The following is a 23,111-nucleotide window of genomic DNA, read 5'->3' on the forward strand; positions in this document are numbered from 1 at the left end:
TGTTACAAGTAGAACATTACCAAGGAGATGATGTTATGAAAAACAGCGATAGCACAATCAATAAAATATATTCTTACTTCACTGCAGTAAGAGGAAATAACACACCAGTACAGCAACAAAGAACACTGGCAGTTTTAAAAAAGACGTTAGAGTTGGAAAAGGAATCAGTTGATGATAATTTTGAACCTCGCAAATTGAATGATGAAGAAGTATACGAGCTTATGTTGGAGGTGGCTAATGAATTTGGCATCGACAATCCTTTCTCAGACGAAAAACAATTTTTCGATGTGTATAGAAATATTGGGAATTTAGAAGAAGTAACTTGGGTAGATATTATGGAATGTATAGATCGCCGAAGTAAGTTTAGAGTTCCAGAAGCGCTTATTGATGTGATGGAAAATAATTTCACAGCAAAAGTTCAGGATGTATTAATTCCAGAAGCCGAAAAGTTCTCTCCATGTTTAGAAAGAATCGTAAAGTCGCATGAAGATGTGCATTTTACATTAACAACGATGGATTCTTTCTATTTTAAGGTTTTAGTAGAGATGTTTGCTGGCAATGATAAGGTAGATGTTAAACAGACAAGTATCTACGCATATGAGTTTACATCTGAGAAGTTCGATCTTATCTTAGCCGTACCGGTATTCGGTATCAGAGATAAAGCAGACGAGCTTTCCCCTTTCATCTGTCGAGAATATGACATGATTGCAGCAGAAAATCTTGCATTACACTTAAAAAGTGAAGGTATCTTATCTATTGTTTTACCAGCGAAGATTACATATGGTGGTGGAAGAGTGAAAGAACTACGTGAATTTCTTCAATCAATGTATTGTTTAAAGGAACTTGCGGAGCTTCCTACAGGGATATTTGAAAATACTGGTGTTAAGACATTCTTATTAACAATAACAACTGGACGAACAGATGAAGTTACTGTTAAAAGATATGTGGCAGATTCAGAAAATCAGCGTAAAAGAGAAATTAACAAACTGATCGTTCAGGATGATACTTTTGTATATGAAGATGAACTTGTAGATACAGGTGATTGGAATGTAGATCGAATTTTTGAGTCACAGGATGAAGATTGGATTAAATTCCAGGAATCAAATGTTAAGAAGCAAGAACTTGGAACCGTTGCAACTATATTTAGAGGTAAAGCAGTAAGTCGTAAAGATCCTACAGGAAATATAGGTGTTGTAAATATTTCAAATATTGGTGAATACGAAGTCGACTATTCAAGCCTTGATTATTTGGAAGAGGAAGAGCGCAAAGTTGAAAAATATATATTAGAGGATGGAGATTTGCTAATCCCTGCGAGAGGGACAGTAATAAGAGTAGCTATTTTTGAAAAGCAATCTTATCCATGTATTGCATCATCTAATGTCATTGTTATTAGAGCATCGGATGAGAGCCTTTCAACAACATATCTTAAGCTGTTCTTAGATAGTCCTCTTGGAAGAAAAATGCTTATCACAAGACAGCAAGGAACTTCAGTAATGAATATCAGTTATAGGGAATTGAACAATATTGAAATTCCACTTCCATCAATCGAAGAGCAGAAGCAAATAGCAGAAACTTATACAAAAGAACTTGAAGTATACAAAAAAGCAATTCAAGAAGCGGAAAGTAGATGGGGTTCAGTATTGTCAGAACTTCAAGAAAGAATATAGGAGGATTTTATCATGAGTGTTTATTATGTGTATCAGGGTGAGACATTTGATGAAGAAAGATCCGGAGGCTATGTTTGGTCGCCTAAGTTAACAAAAAACGGTAAGAAAAATGCTGGATATACAATGATGACCAATGTAAAAAAAGGTGATTTTATCCTGCATAATTCAAATGGAAAAATAATGGCTGTAAGTATTGCAAAAGCTGATTGTAAAGATGGAAAGCAACCTAAAGAACTTGCTGACGCAAATACAACCATATCCTGGGATAATGATGGATATCGAATTGATACAGAATACTATGATATGGACGTTCCGCTTCAGGTAACAAATCATAAACAGTGGCTTGCTGACCACTATAAGGAAGGCAGTGCTTTTACAGTTAAAGGAACAGGAAAACAGCAATATATGTGTTCAATCGATGATGAGCAAGCTGTTTATTTACTGGAAAATGCAATAAAACTGCAGTCAGATGAAAATACTATCAAAATGCTAAAAGCTGCATTATCCGATATTGTAGATGAAAAGGAATCTGAATATGACCAGCTTGAAAAAGACGAAATAGATAGTTTGGTTGATAGTAGTTCTGGCGACAAACCGGAATGGCCAGGAAAAAAAGAAAAACAGGCAATGACTAAATCACAATCAACAGGTCGAGAAAAGCCAAAGAGAGACCCTAAAGTGGCAGCCGATGCGCTGGCCCATGCGGAGTATAAATGTGAGTTCGATGAAAGTGATAGAGTGTTCCTTCGTAAAAACGGAAAAGGATATACAGAACCTCATCATTTGATTCCGATTAGTAAATATCGTGATTTTAAATATTCAGTTGATGCGATGGAAAACATCGTTTCACTTTGTAGCCATTGTCATAATTTACTTCATTACGGAAGATTAGAGGATAAAAAAACTGTGTTGCAAAAATTGTATAACGAAAGAATTGCAGCGCTTAGAAATGTAGGATTAGATTTAACTTTCGAACAGTTATTAAATTATTATAAGTAGGTGAATAAATGTTAGGAGCAATTATCGGTGACATTGTAGGGTCACGTTTTGAATGGAATAATCATAAAGACAAGGACTTTGAGTTCCTTACATATAAGTGCTTTCCAACAGATGATAGCATTATGAGTCTTGCGATTGCACAGGCAATCATGGTAAGCAAAAAAGACCATAGTGATCTTTCAGAAAATGCAATTGAATGCATGCAGCGTGTTGGGAGAAATTATCCGAATTGTGGATATGGAACAGCATTTAAAGATTGGATTTTTTCAAGTGATCCAAAACCATACAATAGTTATGGGAACGGCGCAGCTATGAGAGTGAGTGCGGCAGGTTTTGCGGCAAACTCATTAGATGAAGCAAAAGAGCTTTCTAAGATGATTACGGAAGTATCACATAATCATCCAGAAGGAATAAAAGGAGCAGAAGCTATAGCGGTTGCTATTTATATGGCAAAATCTGGTAGCAGCATTTTAGAAATAAGAGATTATATTAACGAAAAATATTATCCAATGAATTTCTCTCTTGATGAAATTAGGGATACATATAAATTTGATGAAAGTTGTCAAGGTACAGTTCCACAGGCGTTACAAGCATTTTTTGAATCTACAGGATTTGAAGATGCAATTCGAAATGCAATATCAATCGGTGGAGACAGTGACACAATTGCTGCAATTTGTGGAGGTATAGCTGAGGCGTATTATGGTATACCAACAGATATTAGAAAACATGTATTAACATTCTTAGACCAGAATCTTATGCAGTTATTGATTCTGTTTGAAAATAAATATCCTCCTATCATGGAGAAAAAAAGAGAAGATATGAGTGTAAGTATTAAGCGCTCAGAAAAGAAAAAAGTAAAGACAGGAGGACGTGAAAAAATGATTCAGTCAGCTTCAAAAGTTGCAGATCAGGAATTAAAAGAATCTGAAACAGAAATAGAAGAAACGAAAAAGAAACAGTTATTTGCCCATCTATATGAAGCATGTAACATTTTAAGAGGTCCAATCAACCAGGATGAATTCAAAGATTATGTCACTCCTATCTTGTTCTTAAAGAGAGTGAGCGACGTGTATGATGAAGAAACACAGCAAGCATTAGATGAATCAGGTGGCGATGAAGAGTTTGCAGCATTTGATGAGAATCATAGTTTTGTGATTCCAGATGGTTGTCATTGGATTGATATTAGAAATACAAGTGAGAACGTAGGATTAAGTATTGTAAAAGCTATGAACGGTATCGAGAGAGCGAATCCAGAAACACTTAGCGGTGTATTCTCAAGTTTCGATGGCGTAACATGGACAGATAAGTCAAAACTTAACGATGAACGTCTTAAAAACTTGATTGAACATATGTCTAGCCTTAAGGTTGGAAATAAAAACTATAGCGCAGACGTTATGGGCGATGCTTATGAATACCTAATCAAAAAGTTTGCGGATCTATCGAAGAAGAATGCGGGGGAATATTATACTCCAAGAACAATTGTTAAATTGATGGTAATGCTTCTTGATCCGAAGCCAGGAGATACAGTATATGACCCTGCTTGTGGAACTGGTGGTATGTTGATTGAAGCAATCAGACACATCAATAATCGTCAAATGACATACGGAAAGATTTATGGCCAGGAGAATAATTTATCAACATCAGCGATTGCCAGAATGAACTTATTCTTACATGGTGCAAGTGATTTTAAGGTTGCTCAAGGAGATACATTGAGAAATCCAAAATTTATCGAACATAACCAGCTTATGAAGTTTAATTGTGTTTTAGCAAATCCTCCATTTGGTCAAGAAAAATGGGGAGCAGATAGTTTTGAATCTGATAAATATGGAAGAAACATGTGGGGATGTCCATCTGACTCTAACGCCGATTATGCATGGTTACAACATATGATCAAATCTATGAAACCAACAGAAGGAAAATTAGCAGTGGTATTGCCACAGGGTGTTTTATTCCACGGTGGTAAAGAAGGCGATATTAGAGAACAGTTAATAAAAAGTGATTTGATTGAAGCTGTTGTAGCTCTTGCAGGAGGAGTATTCTATGGTACTGGAGTATCAGCCTGCATCATATTCTTGAACAATCATAAAAAACCTGAACACAAAGGAAAGGTTTGCTTAATTGATGCTACAAATATCTATACACCAAAACGTGCTCAAAATGAGATGTCAGAGAAAGATATTGAAGAAGTATTTAAATTATATCAGGACTACAAAGATGAAGTTGAAAAATGCAAGATCGTAACAATCGACGAGTTAGATGAGGCAGGAAACACACTTGCTGTTAATACTTATATAGAGAAAAAGAAACAAGAAATTATTCCACCAGAAGTTGTAAGAGCGCAGTATTTTGAAGCATTAGAAAATGTGAAGAAAGCTGAAGCTAAGATGAAAGCATTATTGATTGAAGGAGGGTACGTAAATGAGTAAAAAAATTACGATTGATGAACTGGAAAAATATCTCTGGGGATCTGCAGTATTGCTTCGTACCCACGTGGATGCTGGAGCTTATAAGCAGTATATTTTTCCACTATTATTTTTCAAACGTTTAAGTGACGTATACGACGAAGAATGTGTAAAAGCAAGAGAAGAGTTTGGTGAAGAAGCTCTAGAATGGGACGAAAGTCACCAATTTAAAATTCCTGACGGTGCACATTGGAATGATGTAAGAAATGTTTCTCAAGATGTAGGTAAGGCTATAACAGAAGCCTTCCATAAAATAGAAGCAGCAAATCCTGAAAAATTACAAGGTATTTTCGGAGATGCATCATGGACAAATAAAAACCGTTTACCAGATAGATTATTAAAAGATTTAATGGAGCATTTCAGCTCAAAAACTCTTAGTATAGAAAACTGCCCAGCAGATGAACTTGGACAAGGATATGAATATCTTATCAAGAAATTTGCAGATGACAGTGGTCATACAGCACAGGAGTTTTATACAAATAGAACAGTTGTGAATTTGATGACTGAAATGTTAAAACCACAACCAGGAGAATCAATCTATGACCCTACTTGTGGAAGTGCAGGTATGCTTATTTCAGCAGTAGCGTACTTAAAACATCATAATAAGGAATGGAGAAACCTTTCAATCTATGGACAAGAGATTGTAACTCTTACATCAGCGATTGCCAGAATGAATCTTCTTCTTCATGGAGTACAGGACTTTAATATTGTCAATGCTGATACGTTAAAGACACCTGCTTTTACAGACAATTCAAAACTGAAGCAGTTTGATTTGATTCTAGCTAATCCACCTTATTCCATTAGTCAATGGGATAGAACTGCTTTTGAATCAGATAAATACGGGCGTAATTTTTTAGGAACGCCTCCTCAAGGAAGAGCTGACTATGCATTCTTCCAGCACATTTTAAAAAGCCTAGATGAAAAAACAGGTAGATGTGCAATATTGTATCCTCATGGAGTTTTATTCAGAAATGAAGAAAAAGATATGAGAGAAAAATTAGTTAGATCTGATTTAGTGGAATGCGTAATTGGACTAGGCCCTAATTTATTCTATAACTCTCCTATGGAAGCATGCATCATAGTATGTAGAACAACAAAGTCCAATGATAGGAAGGGACAAGTTTTATTTATTAATGCGGTTAATGAAGTGACTCGTAAAAATGCTCAGAGTTACCTTGAAGAGTCACATATTAAAAAAATTGCGGATGCGTACGATAAATATGAAACTGATAATAATATTGCTGTGAAGGTAACAATAAAAGATATTGAAAAAAATGATTTTTCATTAAGTATACCTCTTTATATTCAGAGTAATAAAAGTGAAGAGCAAGTAGATGAGAGAAGTGTACAAGAATGTTTTGATGATTGGAAAATAATGTCTGAACAAGCACAAGAACATTTTGAAATAATTAATAAAATGATTGGAGGTGGAGACAACAATGATTGTTAAATTAGCTGATGTTACGGAAGAAGTAAAATCAAATAACAAAGGTGATAAAAGCGGCTGCAGGATAGTTGGTTTAGAACATCTAACTCCTTCTGATGTAACGCTTAGTAATTGGAGTGAAGATACAAATAATACATTCACAAAAGAGTTTGCTAAAGGTGATGTCTTATTTGGTAGGAGAAGAGCCTATTTAAAAAAAGCAGCATACGCACCGTTTTCTGGCATATGTTCAGGAGATATAACGGTAATTCGACCAAAGGAAGATAAAATATACCCAAAACTGTTACCATTTGTAATTCAGAATGATTATTTATTTGATTATGCTGTAGGAAAGTCTGCAGGATCCTTGTCTCCAAGAGTAAAATGGGAGCACTTAAAAAGATATGAGTTCGTTTTACCTGAACATGGCAAACAAATACAGTTGGCAAATACATTATGGGCTATAAACGAAACAAAAAATGCATATAAAAAATTGATTAATGAAATAGATGAATTGGTGAAATCGCAATTTATCGGGCCAGTAATAAGTCGATTTAAGTGCAATTCACAATTTATTAGGAGGTGTGCTTAATGGCGACATATAGATTTCAAGATATTGCAATTAACAGTACCGCAAAGAAAAAACCGGTTGAAGAAGATAAATACACGTACTTAGGGTTGGAGCATCTAGATCCAGATAGCATATATGTTACACGTTATGGTTCTGATGTGGCACCAAAAGGTGAAAAATTACTAATGAAAAAAGGCGATGTCTTATTTGGAAAGAGAAGAGCTTATCAAAAGAAAGTGGCAATTGCTCCCTTTGATGGTATTTTTTCGGCTCATGGCATGGTTTTAAGGCCTAATGAAGATGTGATTGATAAAGATTTCTTTCCGCTTTTTATAAAATCGGATTACTTTTTAGACGCAGCAATAAAAATATCAGTAGGTTCTTTATCCCCTACAATTAACTGGAGAGATTTAAAAGAATTAAAATTTGATTTGCCAAGTCTTTCTGAACAAAGAAAGCTTGCAAAGGTGTTGTGGTCTATATATGAAACTAAAGAAACCTATAAAAAAATGATAAAATCCATTGATGAATTGGTGAAATCGCAATTTATCGAGATGTTTGGCAACTATGATACCATTCGATTAGATAAAATTGCGAAGATAAGTGCAGGACAAAGTTCCCCTAAAGAAGATGAATTTTCTGAAGAAGGAACTCCATTTATTAAAGCTGGTAATTTAGAAGGCTTAAAATTACATCAGTATGAGGAATATAATTGTAATCTAGTATCACCTGAAATAGCAGGAAAGAAAAAACTTAAAATACACGAAACAGGAACAATTCTCGTTGCTAAAAGCGGCATGTCATGTAATTCAGGACATGTTTATGTTTTGAAAGAAGAAGCGTATGTTGTTTCTCATCTTGCATGTATAAAACCTAATAAAAATGTACCTTCGAATTATATAAAAATATTCTTTATAGTTACAGGTGTTCAAAGTTTAATTAAAGATGCAGGTTATCCATCAATACAATTAGGACAGTTTGCTGAAATGTCAGTTCCGAATGCTCCGTATGAATTAATGGAGGAGTTTGATGTATTTGTTAGACGTAGCGATAAATCAAAATTTGCTTTACAAGAATCAATTAAAAATTTAGATGCATTAAGTAAAAAGATAATAGCAGAAAATCTTGTATCTGAAGGAAAGGAGTAAAAATGTCACAGTTTAACGAAGATAATACAGTAGAAAAATTGTTTATCGATACCTTAAAGAAAAATGGCTGGAAGTACATTCCAGCCGAGGAATTACCAAGAGATTATACAGATGTTATTGTTGAACCTATGGTAAAAGATGCGTTAATTCGTTTAAATCCTGAGATTGCAGAAGATCCAGCAAGAGCTGATGAAGTCATTTACAAACTACGTGCAATGTTGCAACCCTTCCCTAGTGATAATTTGGTTGCACAAAACGAAGCGTTTAAGAAAAAGTTATTTGAAGAAAATTCATTTCCATTTGGAAAAGATGGAAGATCAATACCTATTAAATACTTTGGAACCATTACAAAAGAATCACTTGCTCAAAATGAATATGTGGTAACAAATCAGTGGGTATACCCTACTGTTGAGAATGGTAAGCGTTTTGATGTCGTCTTATTAGTAAATGGTTTTCCTGTAGCTATTGGAGAACTTAAGACTCCAGTTCGTAATGCTATTTCTTGGCTTGACGGAGCTCAGGATATTAGTGATTATGAAAAATCGGTTCCAGAAATGTTTGTTCCAAATGTATTTAATTTTGCATCTGAAGGCAAATGTTTCCGCTATGGATCTATAAATATGCCTCTTACAAAGTGGGGCCCTTGGCACACACCAGATCACAGGTCTGAAGGTAATCTTGCTGATGTAAAAATAAGCATCACAGATATGATTACTCCGGAAAAAGTAATGGATATTATGCAATTCTTCACGCTATTTTCTACAGATAAAAAGCATCGTAAAATCAAAGTTATCTGTAGATATCAGCAATATGAAGCAGCAAATCTTATGGTTGAACGTGTAAAATCTGGTTATCCTAAACAAGGTCTTATATGGCATTTCCAGGGTTCGGGTAAATCATTACTTATGTTATTTGCAGCTCAGAAACTTCGTATGATGCCAGAATTACAGAACCCAACAGTTGTAATTGTTGATGACCGTATAGATTTAGAAACACAAATAACTGGTGATTTTAATGCAGCAGATATTCCTAATTTACAGTCATTATCATCAAAAGAAGATTTAATGAACTTCTTTGAACAGGATATGCGTAAGATTGCAATTACAACCATTTATCGTTTTGGTGATGTAGAAAAAGCGTTAAATATGAGAGACAATATCATCATCATGGTAGATGAAGCACACAGAACTCAAGAAGGAGATCTAGGAGAAAAGATGCGTCGAGCGCTTCCTAATGCATTCTTCTTTGGTTTAACAGGAACACCTATTAATCGTTTAGATAAAAATACATTCAAAACATTTGGAGCGCTTGAAGACAAGAGTGGATATTTGAGTAAGTATTCTTTCTCAGATTCTATTAGGGATAAAGCAACATTACCACTTAATTTTGAGCCCGTACCAATTGATCTTCATGTCGATAAGGATGCTCTTAACAAAGAATTTGAAGAATTGACAGAAGGTTTATCAGATGAGGATAGAGCAGAACTTTCGAAAAATGTTACAATGCGTTCTATCATGTATGATAAAAAACGTATCAAAAAGGTTGTAGAGCATATTGTTAAGCATTACCAAACAAAGATTGAGCCGAATGGATATAAAGCTCAAATTGTTGTTTATGACCGTGAATGCTGTTTATTATATAAGGAAGAGTTAGATAAGCTTGTACCTCCTGAGCAGTCAACAATCGTAATGACTACAGGTGATGATAAGGCTGGACGTTATAAAAAATATAAAAGAAATCGTGATGAAGAAGCTAAAGTTCTTGATCGTTTCAGAGAACCAAATAGCCCATTAAAATTTGTTATTGTCACAAATAAGCTTCTTACAGGATTTGATGCTCCAATTCTTCAAGTAATGTATTTGGATAAGCCAATGAAAGACCATAATTTACTTCAGGCTATATGTAGAGTTAATCGTACATATGACGAAGGAAAAACTAGCGGACTTATTGTAGATTATATAGGTATCTTTGATAATGTTGCTAAGGCGCTTAATTTTGATGAAGCCGGAATGAAAAAAGTTGTTACAAATATTGAGGAAGTAAAAAAACAGGTTCCAGCTTTAATGCGTAAATGCTTAAGTTACTTTATGGGAGTAGATCGTACTATTGAAGGCTGGGAAGGATTGCTGGCAGCACAAGAATGTTTACCGAACAACAAAGTAAAAGATGAATTTGCTGCGGATTATCGTGTTCTTAACAGAGCATGGAATGCTTTATCTCCAGATCCATTTCTGGAACCATTTAAATATGATTACGTATGGCTTAGTAAAGTATATGAATCAGTAAAACCAACTGATAACAGAGGACAGTTAGTGTGGGCTGCACTTGGTCCTAAAACACTGGAATTAGTCCATCAACACATTGAAGTTGGTGAAGTGCATGATGATGTTGATATTCTTACTTTGGATGCAGCTCTTATAGATGAGTTTATCTCAAAACAGAAAGACATCAAGAAGACAACTATGAAAGTTGAAATTGATCTTGTTGCTAAAATTCAAAAGCATAGTAAGGATCCTAAATTCAAAAAACTTGGTGAAAAGCTAGAAGAATTGCGCGATAAGCATGAACAGGGATTAATTACCAGCATTGAATTCCTTAAATTATTGTTAGAACTTGCAAGAGAGGCTGCAAGTGCTGAAAAAGAAGTTGTACCTGAGGAAGAAATAGATCGTGGTAAAGCGGCCCTTACAGAATTATTTAACGGATTAAAAACAGATAAAACACCTGTTATTGTAGAAAGAATTGTTACCGATATTGATGACATCGTAAAAATTGTAAGATTTGATGGTTGGCAAAAGACTACAACAGGAAAAAATGAAGTTAAGAAAGCACTAAGAAGTGTAATTTGGATTAAATATAAAATCAAAGACAAAGAAGTATTTGACAAAGCTTATAGCTATATAGAACAGTATTATTAATACTGTCGTTTAAATCAATTTATTAGTGGAGCAGGATGTTGGTACGAAGGAGACCAATATGAAAGTATCATTAATAAAACAAATTGAAGAAAAGATGCAAGCACATTTAAGTATGGAACAAATGGGGCAGCTACACCAAGTGTTGGAAAGCTGCCTCATCAGTACAGAGCAACAAAAAGATAATGAAAAGGATTTATTACAGTTATTTTTAGCCGCAAAAAGAGTAGAAGGATGTTCCGGAAAAACAGTTAAATATTATGAATCTACAATTCGAAATGCAATAGGTAAAATAAAGAAAGAAATAACATCTATTGAGACAGATGACTTGCGCATTTATCTTGACCAATATCAAGAGGAAAATAACATAAGTAAAGTAACTATCGATAATATCAGAAGGATTTTATCTAGTTTTTATGCATGGTTAGAAGACGAAGATTATATAGTAAAAAGTCCTGTTAGGAGAATTCATAAAGTAAAAACTTGTAAAACTGTAAAAGAAACTTATACTGACGAAGCGCTTGAAATAATGCGTGATGAATGTGATGGAATAAGAGATTTAGCAATTATTGATTTACTCGCGTCAACAGGTATGCGAGTTGGAGAATTAGTTAAACTGAATAAGTCTGATATAGATTTTCAAAATAGAGAATGTATTGTATTAGGAAAAGGAAACAAGCAAAGAAAGGTTTATTTTGATGCACGTACTAAGCTGCATCTACAAAAGTATTTGAGTAGTAGATCAGATAATAATGAAGCATTATTTGTGTCTTTGCAAAAACCTCATAATCGATTACTAATAAGCGGGGTTGAAATTCGACTTCGTGAATTAGGAACAAGACTTAATTTACATAAGGTTCATCCGCACAAATTCCGTAGAACCTTAGCCACTACAGCGATTGATAAAGGTATGCCTATAGAGCAAGTTCAACAGTTATTGGGACATCAAAGTATCGATACAACACTTCAATACGCGATGGTGAATCAGAACAATGTTAAGGAATCTCACAGAAAGTATATTGGGTAAGAAAAATTTAATCGCAATTTATCGAGATGTTTAAGAAGTGTAACAGAGAGAAGCTTGGAGATTATATTTTGCAAGTTCGTGGTGTTTCATATAAACCAAAGGATCTGAGCGAGGGTCTTAAAGAAGGCTTTGTTACATTATTGCGAGCTAACAATATCGCGAATAATGTACTGAATTTTGAAGACGTGCAGTTTGTATCAGAAGGAAGAGTATCAGATGATCAGATTATACGTGAAGGCGATATATTGATCTGTGCATCAAGTGGAAGCCTTGAACATGTTGGTAAAGCAGCTTTATGTATGCCGGATATGGAGTATACCTTTGGTGCGTTTTGCAAATTAATTCGTCCGATAGGAAAATTATATTCAGAATATATTGCTGGATATATGAGAACAGATGCATATAGAAATACTATTTCTGATTTGGCACAAGGTAGTAATATTAATAATCTTAGAAATGAACATATTAACGATTTAATGATACCAATACCATCGGATGAGCAACAAAGAGACTTTATTGATCTTCAAAGACAGAGCGATAAATCAAAATAAAAGGAGGAAGCAAGATTGCAAAAAATTAATAATTTTGAGACCTATCTCGAGAAAAATTACTACAATAATATATTTGAAGCAATCAAGACATATATGAAAGAGCACAAGAATTCTCTAGGTGTGTATTCGTACGTTGTACTTGATATGTCTTACATTGAATTGGATGATATCCATGTGAAAAGTGTTTGCTTTCACCAGGACGAAGGGAATCTTTTAAATTTCAGCGCATCAGTTCAAGCCGACGTTATTTTAAAAGGCATTGGAACTCGTGATTATGAAGCAGATCAACAATCAGTATGGTTTACTGTCGATTTTACAGGTTATTTGTTAGCTGGATTGAATTTGGTTACTATCAGAGGCGTTGATTTATATAGTAAAGACAGATTTAATGAAGAAGACTCTTTGAGCAAGTTTCTAGTGCCATATTTATATGCAAAGAATTTAGATGCAGAGGCTACTAAATTTTTGGAAAAGTATTATAAAAAGGCACTTAAAACGCCAATGCCTATTAAGATGGAAGAACTTTTAGAGAATATGTGTCTGGAAATTAAATATGCACCTCTAGAGGATAATATTTTTGGAAAAACTTATTTCACTGATGCGGATGTAGAGATTTGCGATATCAACAAGAAGAATGTTCGTAGAGAACATATTGAAGCTGGAACAATTTTGGTTAATCCAGGTATATATTTTATGAGAAATGTCGGTTCAATGAATAACACTGTGGTTCATGAATGTGTGCATTGGGATAGACATAGCAATTTTTTTGAGCTACAAAGATTGTTAAATAATGAGATTAGCCATATTAGCTGTGAAGTAGTTGAAGAGTATGGATCTGAAACAAAAGGAATTAATGATGCATTAAAATGGATGGAATGGCAAGCGAATGCACTTACTCCACATATATTGATGCCAGCAGAAATGACAAAGGTAAAATTTAAAGAAATTTTATCTAATACTAGGCGTGCTTACCCTGCCACTCGATCAGCTATTATTGCAGAATTTGCGATCCAATCACTTGCTGATTTTTTTGATGTATCAGTTGTATCAGCAAAGATTCGACTTGTGGAACTTGGTTTTGATTTCGTAGAAGGAACCTGTGTATATTTGGATGGTAAATACTACCCACCATATTCGTTTAAGATAGGCAGTCTGAAAAAGAATCAGACTTTTATCATTGATGTAAAAAGCGCTGTAATTGAGACTACTTTTAATCAAGAGTTAGGTGAGTTAGCGCATTCAGGATCGATTATCTATGCAAATGGTATGTATTGCATTAACGACGAGAAATATGTTACTAGAAGTAAAGATGGTATACCAATTTTAACTGATTATGCATTAGAACATGTGGATGAGTGTTGTCTAGTATTTGATAGGAAGATCCGTGTTAGTAGTAAATATGATGATTCTTATTATAGAGTTTGCTTCCTATGTAGAGATATAAAATCGGATAATATTGTGGAAGCAACATACGATAAAGATTATAAAAATAATCAGAATGTTGTAGAACGTGCTGAAGAGATAAGAAAATCGAAGGCTCTATTGAAGGAGTCTATAAAAATCCAAAAGGACATTGCAGGAATGGAATTTTATGAGTGCTTAGAATATCACATGAAAAGACGAGGTATTACAGAGGAGCAACTTGCTCAAAGATCTGGACTAAGTGTTCGTGCTGTTGGTGATTATCATAGAATGGATAAGAATATTCAATTACCTACGGTTCTTGCATTATGCATTGGATTGAATTTAAAACCGGAGTATTGCTATTCGTTAATAGATAAAGCGGGCTATTCACTGAAGGCTACAGAGGAACATATGGTATATAGATTTCTCATAGATAATCATACAGATGAGAATCTAACCTCTTGGAATGATACTTTATCTGATTTTGGCATAAAGCAACAACTGCCGGACAATAGAAAACGAGATGTTTAAAAATATTTTATTAAATCAGGAACTCGGAGTTCCTCCAGGAAATAAGGCTTTATAGCAATTAATTTTGCTATGAGGCCTATTTTTTTTGCTTTTTTTCAGCCAAATAGTCATTAAAACAGGAAGTCCGGATTCGTGTTTTTAATTGCTGAAGTGAATTATATTGAATGTAGTGAAGCATAAAGCCTCACAAAGGGTATTGATGTCGTCCCTCTGATCAAGGGATTTCCTAACTTCATCAATATCATACAACTTAGTGATGTCGACAAGAGTAGGACTTGTTGACCACGTAAATCAAACGGAGGAATCCATATGATGTGTGGTCACGAAATATCTTTTTTCGACAAATATAGCAATGCGGTTTCCTCCGCGTCAATCACAGGAGGAAATAGCATATGGCTAAGAACGAATTTTACAGAAACTTTAGTAACAGAAAATCATTTAATAACAAATCACTAGAAGCTGATGAAGAGCTTGTTCCAGTTGTTCTAACAAAAGAAATGAAAGTTACATTAAAACCAATGGGGCTTGATTATAAAAATGTTGAAACATGGAAATTTCCCAACGGGAAAAGGGTTCCAGTTGCATTTATCCCTAATAAGATAGGGCTTATTGACGTATACATGAAATTTTTTAATGAAGAAGTTGAAAGATTTTTAAAACATAAAGAGGAAGAATTATCAGATGATCTTTCATTAGACAAGTTTTTAGAAGATATCGACGATGAAGATGGTAACGGATTTGATCCAACAGGGACAACAGAAAATGAGGATAATGCACTTTTAATGATGATTTTCGAACTTCTTATCGAAGAACTCGAAAAACAAGATTCTAGCATGGCTAAAATAATCCGCTTACTTTCGGAGGGTTTTCAAAAGAAAGAAATCTTGGAAAAAATTGATCTTGGAAAAGGTAAAACACAAGGATACGTTTTTATTGAGAAAACTCAAAAGACAGCTCTTAAAATCTATAATGAGAAATTTAGAAATTAAAATGTAAAAATAATAATAGCAGCATTGGTATGGAGATTCTACCGATGCTGCTATTTGCATTTAATCCTTTTTATAAAATTTTGTCATATAACCGTCTGCTCGAAGTAAGATGTCAGGAAACCATTCTGGGTTATGTGCCATTGCCATGCACACATCTTCGAGTGAAATTTCTTCTTTGCATTCAATGAGAAGTTCGTCATGTACATGTCCTGCAATCAGGAAACCAGGTAGATTTTTTATTGCATTCATAAGTAGATCTCGGCTGATGGCTTGCACGATATTTTCCACAAATTTTGGACCGTAACTTTCGAGGCGTTCCCATTTCTTCGTGGATCCGATACCTTCATAAGTAACCGATTCACCTCCGAATTTATTCTCTCCAATGCGAGGTTTAACGTATGTTAGCTTACGTCCAGAAGGGAGAGTGATGAAAAGCATACCACTACGCCAGGTAAATTTGATACCGTGAGTCTCTGTACTTGTGTGCATTTTTATTGCGTTCTTTACAGCATTATCCACGTCCCACCAAAGAGATACAATATTAGGATTTGAAGCACGCCATGCATCAACAAGTGGTTGAAGTTCTTCTTCTGTAAGTCCCATATCCAGAGCTCCCATAGCTTTTAGAGCACCAACTGAACCACCATATCCTAATGCCAATTCTGCGATCTTACCTTTCTGACGGAGATGTCCATTTATTCCATGTTTTTCGACAGGACAATGAAACATTTTAGATGCTGATTCACAATAGATGTCTTTACCATTGCCAAATGCATCCTGACGCCATTTTTCGTTTGCTATTGTAGCAATTACTCGAGCTTCTATTGCGGCAAAGTCTGCAACGTAGAAAGTATAACCAGGCTTTGCAATAAAAGCAGTACGGATAAGCTGCGAGAGTGTATCAGGTATATCATCATACAACAATTCTAGTGATTCATAGTCGCCTTGACGAACAAGTTCTCTAGCTTCAGTAAGGTCCTTCATATGGTTTTGTGGCAGATTTTGCAATTGGATTAATCGTCCTGCCCAGCGCCCAGTTCTATTCGCACCATAAAATTGGAACATGCCTCTTGCACGATGGTCGTTGCAAGCTGCATTTTGCATTGCCTGATATTTTTTTACAGAGCTTTTGGCTAGCTGTTGACGAAGTGACAACACATGAGTCAGATCATCTGGAGCATCTTTAATAAGCTCAGCGACAGCTTTCTTACCGAGTGTGTTTGTTTTAATTCCATGATTTGATAACCACGATTTCATCTGTACAACGCTATTTGGATTTTCGAGACTTGTTAAGACCTTCATTTGTGATGAGATATCAGCTTTTGAACGCTCATCAAAAGCAATTGCATTTTCTACAAGCTGCATGTCAATTAGAATACCTCTGTCATTAATTTGCTGATCCATATGATATTCATCCCAGATAAAATCTGGTACAGGAAATTTGTGTAGTTTGTCTTTGATTCCCATTTCCACTTCTACGTCCCTTTTATTATACAATTTAAAAGTATCCCATTTATCATGCGCGTGATAAGGAAGATTTCTTGTTCTGCCACCATTAGTCTTTGTTGGCTTGCAAGGGACACAGAAGTAGCGGATCAAGTCTTTACCTTCTTTCATTTTCTGGTCCTTAAGGTCGAGCACAGAACCAACACCTTCTAAGGATAGTGGCAATCCCATATAAGCGCTCCAGATCATTGTACAGCGCCAGGATACCGGATTTAGGTAATTACTAGTTGTATCTGTGTCTGGACCGTATCCTTTGAACTTATCTGGGTAGTTTTTCTGAAGCCAGTAAGAGATGCAGATTCTCTCAAATACAGCATTGAAAGCCCATTTGATTACATTCTCATCAACTAGTGCATCGATGATAATGTCTGGAAGGACATCTCCTGATGCAAGATCATAAACTGTAACAGGACCGCCATCGATGGATATTGCAAATAGTAGTATTTCAAAATCATCTGATTCTGCGTATTTGTATACGCCACTTTTCTTTATATCTATATCACTATAGGTTTCTAAGTCTATTGATATTTCATGAATTATCATGAGAACCTCCTAATAAAACAAGTGGCAGAGAGTCTATTCCCTGCCACATTTTTTTATTTATAATCAGCTTTTTCAGTTGACTCTAACTGTTTCTTTTCACGATGTAATTTGACTTTCTTTTTTACGAAACGGATAAGATCCGTAATAATAAATACTAGACTTGGAATAAGCCATCCTATCATCGCACCGAAACATGTATATAGCATTAGTTGTTCATAGTTTGTCATTTTATTACCTCGCTTTTCATAAATAACTGGCAGCAGCTATGCCACTGCCAGCTTGATTAGTATTGTTGTTAACTAAGGAAATCGTCATCTTCTTCAGTAGCAAAATCATCTTCAGCTCTTGATTTACCTCCAAGTGGCTCACCGTCGCGAATCTTCTGCAAATTGTTAAGTCCGCAGGCAATTCCACGATTCCCGTTGGAGTTAAAAGCATAAAGGTTGATAGATGCTCTACCGTATACACCGCTATATACTTCGGAACGTTCTAAGATAGGCTGACGATCTGCATCCACAATACCTGGAGCAGTAGCAGAGTTAGCGTTAATGAAGTAGCTGTTAGCATAAGCTTCATCTCCAGGTCTTTCCTTATCGCCATCGCGAAGAGGTGTTTTGATTACATCAAGCGCAGGACATACTTTTGCGTTTCCTTTTAATTTTGACTGACCTTCTTCGTAAGCAGCCTGGATAGCGGCTTTGATTTTATTCACAGTTACGGTATCACTTTTTGGAATAATAAGAGATACGCTGTATTTTGGTGTTCCACCGTTGATTGACTTTGGATCCCACACATTAGCATAAGACCATCTTGTGTTTACTCCTGTAATAACTTTAGTTGGGTTTACAATTCTAGACATAATTTTTTCCTCCTATTAATTGTCATTAAAATCATCTATTGCAGTGTTCATGGCCGGTCTTTTATCCGATTCAGGAACAAGCGTTGGTTTACCTTGTGACTTAAAGATAAGTCCACCTAATAATTCTTCAAATTGCTTTTTACCAAGAAGTGAGCTCATGGCAGTAATACCAAGTAGCTTCTTTTCATATGGATCGTATCCGGCTTTTGTTACTGTATCTGCAACAGCAGCCTCATCGATATATTTGCGAGTACTTCTACCTTCTACAACTTTATAACCTTCAAAGTGCGTACCCGTTTGTGCTTGGGTTAGCGCATAATCTTTGATGTCATTTCCCCAGCTGATTAGCTGATCAATTCGTGGAAGAATCGCAGCAATTTCAAAATCATCTAAGGTCGCTGGCATTTCAAAGTCGTATTTTGCAAGCTCAAGATTTGTCTCAGCACGTTTTCTACAAGTGGCTTTAACTTTACAAAACTGGCAATGATCACCTGCTTTGAATTCACCTTTTCCTTCGTATGCAAGAGCAGCAGTAGGCTTTAATATCTCATCTGCCCAGGTAAGAAGATCTTCTTTTGTGATTGTGCTAGAAGATACATTGTTACGACGCGGCTGGAAAATAGTCATTTCGATCTTATTTACATCGTATAAGTCCTCGAAAGCCTCCAATGCACCTAATGCATAGCACATCATCTGTGAATTTCCTTCACTTTCAACGAGGACTCCAAGACCGTGTTTATAGTCAATGATATGTAACATTTCGTCAGCGATGATGACGCAGTCACCAGTACCGAATCCATTTTCGACCCAGCGAGAGAAATCTAAGCGCTGTTCGATGAAAACCATCGGATCACTGCAGTATTCTTTTGATTTTTCATATTGCTCGAGTACATAGTTGGTGTATTCTTCCGCACAGCTTTGCATTTCAGTATTGTAATAAGTTAAGTTTTCTGTTGGATCTTCTACATTTAGTCCTAGAGCTTTTTCTACTAAGTAGGCACATAGTTCATGGCAATCAGTGCCTTCTTGAGCGTATGTTGAGGATTCATCTTTGATTCCTTCGCATAGCTTTGCAGATGGTGGACAATTGATCCATCGGTGCGAAGCAGATGCTGAAAGAAATGCATGCTTAGCCATTGATGAGTTCCTCAGCTGCAGCTACTAAAGCAGTGTAGTCATTTTCTTTTACTTCGCTAAGACGGTTAGCTCCGAACTTAGTTAAAAGTGCTTTTGCTTCAGCTTTCTTTCCTTTGCCAGCAAGTGTTGCCATGATTCCACGTACTTCCTGGAAAGAGTATTTCTTTTCTTCATTTTTGAGGTCATCCTTTTTAACGATTTCCTCAGGTTCAGGCTTTTCAGCTTCTGACGTATTAGAGAATACATCTCTTAGGGCGTTTGCTGCTTCAATCATTTTCTGTCCGGCTGTAATCATTTCATCAAGAATCTGATCTAGATTTGACATTTTGCTCATTTGATTGAACCTCTCTTTCGTTTTCTGATGTTTGTCTTAGTTTGGCTGCCAGTTTTTTTGCTACAACACTAATAGCGATGAGTGTATCGATAAGTTCTTCATCTGTATCGTTTGTAGCACTGGCAAGATCTTTTGTGATAGTCATTGTCTTAACCTCTCTTTCCGATTGGCTTTGTGCCTTTCTAACTTACTAAGGGGATTTGAAGAAGCAAATTCCGGTTTTTTCGAAAAGTTTTTTTAAAAATTTTTTTAGGAAACCGAGTGTTTTTCTCCTTCTAACTTACTAAGGGAAATTTAGATATCTAATTCCGGAATTTTGTAATAAAAATGTCAGACCATTTTTGCTTTATATAAGGAAGCGATTAGGTCTGACATATTTTTTTTGAAATTTTTCATAAAAATCCCGGAATCCGACAAAGGGAATCCCCTTAGGAAGATGAAGAAGGAAATCTTCTATCTTTTAACGAAAGGCGGGTGAAGATAATGGGAAAGTATGAATTCATTCAAAATTGTTCCTCTGATTCGATTTTAGATAATTCATTCAGGGCAATAAAAAAAGCTTTGGATAACAAACGGGATATGAAGTAGGAGGAAATCAAAATGAAATTTGTAATTTACACAGCAAACTGTACTGGCAATGCTGCAAATTGTGATTATCCAAATAAGGTAGTAATCAATGATGAACAGACACTCATAGAAGCAGTTAAAAAAGATCACGTCTGCGCTTCCTACAAAAATAACTATAGAAGCAATGACAATTTTATTTCATCGGATGTGATTGTGATGGATGTAGATAACGATCACACAGAAAAACCTGATGAGTTTATAACAGCAGATAAAATGGACGAATTGTTTCCAGATATTAGTTACTGTCTGGTACCGAGTCGTCATCATATGCTCCCAAAAGGAACACATCCTGCTGCGCCAAGATTTCATGTAATGTTTCCTGTAGATGAAATAAAGAGTGCAGCAGCATATACAAAATCAAAAGAACTTCTATATAAGATGTATCCATTCTTTGATGAGAACGCGCTCGATGCGGCAAGATTCTTATATGGATGTACGGTATCAGAGGTTGTTTGGCATGAAGGCTGGCTTTCTATTATGGATGAAATTAGCGACGGAGACCTGGTAGAAGATCTGGACGATGAGTTTGATCTTACGACATCAACTGGTCCAATCTTAGAAGGAAGCCGTAACAATACGATGAGTCATTTTGCTGGACGCATCTTAAAAAAGATTGGTGTATGTGAGAAAGCAAAAGAAGCATATCTTGAAAGAGCTTCGAAATGTGAACCACCATTACCACCAGAGGAACTTAATCTTATCTGGAACAGTGCAATTAAATTCTATGAAAAAATATCTTCTCAGGAAGGGTATGTTGCGCCAGATGAGTACAACGATGAGTTTGGAAGCAGTTTCTTAAAACCGGAAGATTACTCAGATATCGGTGAAGCAAAGGTTCTAGCAAAAGAGTGTATCGGTAGACTTCGTTTCACAAGTGCTACGGATTACATCACATTTCAGGGCACTCACTGGCACGAAGATAAGCAGAAAGCTTTAGGAACTGTTGAAGAATTTATGGATATGCAGCTTATAGATGCAACTGAAGCAATCCGTATTGCAGAAGAAGCACTTATTTCTATTGGAATTAGCGAGGCGGATGTCAAAGGACGTACAAAGGATCTTCCGAAAAAGGTACCGTTAGATAAGATGGGTATGCTCTATGCACTTCTTGGTGCTGATACCTATAAAAAGTTCGTCATGAAATATCGCAATTACAAGAATATCGTTAATACTCAAAACGCTGCAAAACCTATGTTAGCAATTGATGTATCGGAACTTGACTATGATCCAGAATACTTAAATACGCCAGGTGGCACTTATGATTTGACAAAAGGTCTTGATGGTATGCATGACCATGATCCAGATGATTTGATTACGAAGGTCACTGCAGTTGCTCCAGGCGATAAGGGTAGAAATCTCTGGGAAGAGTCATTGGAATTATTCTTTTGTGGAGACAAAGAACTCATCGATTATGTGCAGGAATTTGTAGGCATGGCTGCAGTAGGTAAGGTGTATGCCGAGCATATGATTATCGCTTATGGCGGCGGTGCCAATGGAAAGTCAACTTTTTGGAACACCATCGCCAGAGTACTTGGTAACTATTCAGGAAAATTATCAGCAGAAGCTCTTACCATGAACTGCAAACGAAATGTGAAACCGGAAATGGCAGAGCTTAAGGGAAAACGTCTCATCATTGCATCGGAACTGGAGGAAGGAACTAGACTGAACACAGGAATGGTAAAACAGCTGTGTTCCATTGACCCGATTGAGGCAGAGAAGAAGTTTAAAGATCCATTCCATTTTGATCCATCACACACTTTGGTACTTTACACAAACCATCTTCCGAAGGTATCCGCTAATGATGATGGTACTTGGAGACGTTTAGTGGTTATTCCATTTAACGCAAAGATTACTGGAAAATCAGACATCAAAAACTACGCAGACTATCTCTTTGAACACGCAGGTCCATCCATCATGACATGGATTATCGAAGGTGCAAAAAAGGCAATTGATAAAGGATATAAGTTTGAAGAACCACAAATGGTTAAAGATGCCATTAATCTGTATCGCGAAGAGAACGATTGGTTAGGACAGTTTCTAGAGGACCATTGTGATGTAGCAACGGGATACGAAGTAAAATCCAGCGAGCTTTATCAGGCGTATCGAGCAAGCTGTATGTTGAATGGAGAATATATCCGCAGCACTACTGATTTTTATGGTTCTCTTGAGAAAGCAGGCTTTACAAGACGCAGGACTAGAGACGGAAGATTGATTCAGGGACTTCGTCTTAAGGCGGGACAGGATTTTATGGATTAACATTTGTGTCAGTCATTTGCTGAGTGTTTTTAAAAATTGAATATAAAAACTTGAAAATTGAGTGGCACTGATGTCAGTCATTTTCATAGAAATGTAAAACAGAATTACAGTTGTGACGGTGGTGCCACTCAAAACTATAAATAGTTTTAAAGAAAAAAT

The 23,111-nt window shown here is 35.8% G+C and carries 17 protein-coding genes; 12 read left to right on the forward strand and 5 right to left on the reverse strand.

What is annotated here, in order from left to right:
* Window positions 1–35 precede the first annotated feature (35 nt).
* The 11 genes from ACK2WO_RS07285 (at window position 36) to ACK2WO_RS07335 (ending at window position 15,690) form a co-directional block, all read left to right on the forward strand.
* Window positions 36–1,667 carry a restriction endonuclease subunit S gene (locus ACK2WO_RS07285; protein ID WP_414697242.1) on the forward strand — a complete coding sequence of 544 codons (1,632 nt, stop codon included), beginning with the start codon at window positions 36–38 and terminating at the stop codon, window positions 1,665–1,667.
* Window positions 1,668–1,679: 12 nt separating this feature from the next.
* Window positions 1,680–2,666, forward strand: coding sequence for an HNH endonuclease (locus ACK2WO_RS07290; protein WP_414697243.1), 987 nt, complete (start codon window positions 1,680–1,682; stop codon window positions 2,664–2,666).
* A gap of 8 nt (window positions 2,667–2,674) precedes the next feature.
* Entirely contained in the window at window positions 2,675–5,092 is a 2,418-nt protein-coding gene (locus ACK2WO_RS07295; protein ID WP_414697244.1) for an N-6 DNA methylase, read from the forward strand.
* Window positions 5,085–6,578 (forward strand): type I restriction-modification system subunit M, encoded by a 1,494-nt coding sequence (locus tag ACK2WO_RS07300; protein ID WP_414697245.1) that lies wholly within the window; start codon window positions 5,085–5,087, stop codon window positions 6,576–6,578. The genes ACK2WO_RS07295 and ACK2WO_RS07300 overlap by 8 nt, the downstream gene beginning before the upstream one ends.
* Window positions 6,568–7,146 carry a restriction endonuclease subunit S gene (locus ACK2WO_RS07305; RefSeq protein ID WP_414697246.1) on the forward strand — a complete coding sequence of 193 codons (579 nt, stop codon included), beginning with the start codon at window positions 6,568–6,570 and terminating at the stop codon, window positions 7,144–7,146. The genes ACK2WO_RS07300 and ACK2WO_RS07305 overlap by 11 nt, the downstream gene beginning before the upstream one ends.
* Window positions 7,146–8,273, forward strand: a complete 1,128-nt coding sequence (locus ACK2WO_RS07310) for a restriction endonuclease subunit S (RefSeq protein ID WP_414697247.1) — start codon at window positions 7,146–7,148, stop codon at window positions 8,271–8,273. Before ACK2WO_RS07305 ends, ACK2WO_RS07310 begins: the two co-directional genes overlap by 1 nt.
* 2 nt (window positions 8,274–8,275) lie before the next feature.
* On the forward strand, window positions 8,276–11,191 hold the full coding sequence (locus ACK2WO_RS07315) for a type I restriction endonuclease subunit R (protein WP_414697248.1): 2,916 nt from the start codon (window positions 8,276–8,278) through the stop codon (window positions 11,189–11,191).
* Between the two features lie 58 nt (window positions 11,192–11,249).
* Window positions 11,250–12,215 carry a site-specific tyrosine recombinase/integron integrase gene (xerA, locus tag ACK2WO_RS07320; protein WP_414697249.1) on the forward strand — a complete coding sequence of 322 codons (966 nt, stop codon included), beginning with the start codon at window positions 11,250–11,252 and terminating at the stop codon, window positions 12,213–12,215.
* A 68-nt stretch (window positions 12,216–12,283) separates the two neighbouring features.
* Window positions 12,284–12,766 (forward strand): restriction endonuclease subunit S, encoded by a 483-nt coding sequence (locus ACK2WO_RS07325; protein ID WP_414697250.1) that lies wholly within the window; start codon window positions 12,284–12,286, stop codon window positions 12,764–12,766.
* Between the two features lie 15 nt (window positions 12,767–12,781).
* Window positions 12,782–14,701, forward strand: coding sequence for a hypothetical protein (locus tag ACK2WO_RS07330; protein WP_414697251.1), 1,920 nt, complete (start codon window positions 12,782–12,784; stop codon window positions 14,699–14,701).
* Window positions 14,702–15,093: 392 nt separating this feature from the next.
* Window positions 15,094–15,690 carry a hypothetical protein gene (locus ACK2WO_RS07335; protein WP_414697252.1) on the forward strand — a complete coding sequence of 199 codons (597 nt, stop codon included), beginning with the start codon at window positions 15,094–15,096 and terminating at the stop codon, window positions 15,688–15,690.
* A 60-nt stretch (window positions 15,691–15,750) separates the two neighbouring features.
* Here the strand turns inward: ACK2WO_RS07335 and ACK2WO_RS07340 are convergent, their stop codons facing one another.
* The 5 genes from ACK2WO_RS07340 to ACK2WO_RS07360 form a co-directional block, all read right to left on the reverse strand.
* A complete protein-coding gene (locus ACK2WO_RS07340) occupies window positions 15,751–17,739 on the reverse strand; it encodes a DNA polymerase (protein ID WP_414697253.1) in 1,989 nt (662 codons plus the stop codon).
* Window positions 17,740–18,034: 295 nt separating this feature from the next.
* Complete coding sequence (locus ACK2WO_RS07345; RefSeq protein WP_414697254.1) at window positions 18,035–18,598, reverse strand: DUF2815 family protein; 564 nt, start codon at window positions 18,596–18,598, stop codon at window positions 18,035–18,037.
* Between the two features lie 15 nt (window positions 18,599–18,613).
* A complete protein-coding gene (locus tag ACK2WO_RS07350) occupies window positions 18,614–19,735 on the reverse strand; it encodes a DUF2800 domain-containing protein (RefSeq protein ID WP_414697255.1) in 1,122 nt (373 codons plus the stop codon).
* The gene (locus ACK2WO_RS07355; RefSeq protein WP_414697256.1) at window positions 19,728–20,069 is read right to left on the reverse strand and encodes a hypothetical protein; all 342 of its coding nucleotides are present in this window, start codon (window positions 20,067–20,069) and stop codon (window positions 19,728–19,730) included. Before ACK2WO_RS07355 ends, ACK2WO_RS07350 begins: the two co-directional genes overlap by 8 nt.
* Window positions 20,035–20,214, reverse strand: a complete 180-nt coding sequence (locus tag ACK2WO_RS07360; RefSeq protein ID WP_414697257.1) for a hypothetical protein — start codon at window positions 20,212–20,214, stop codon at window positions 20,035–20,037. The genes ACK2WO_RS07355 and ACK2WO_RS07360 overlap by 35 nt, the downstream gene beginning before the upstream one ends.
* Before the next feature lie 455 nt (window positions 20,215–20,669).
* Between ACK2WO_RS07360 and ACK2WO_RS07365 the strand changes: the two genes are divergently transcribed.
* Window positions 20,670–22,952 (forward strand): phage/plasmid primase, P4 family, encoded by a 2,283-nt coding sequence (locus tag ACK2WO_RS07365; protein WP_414697258.1) that lies wholly within the window; start codon window positions 20,670–20,672, stop codon window positions 22,950–22,952.
* Window positions 22,953–23,111: the final 159 nt, after the last annotated feature.

Origin of the sequence: Peptacetobacter sp. AB845, from assembly GCF_047528295.1 — a bacterium.
Lineage (GTDB): Bacteria > Bacillota > Clostridia > Peptostreptococcales > Peptostreptococcaceae > Peptacetobacter.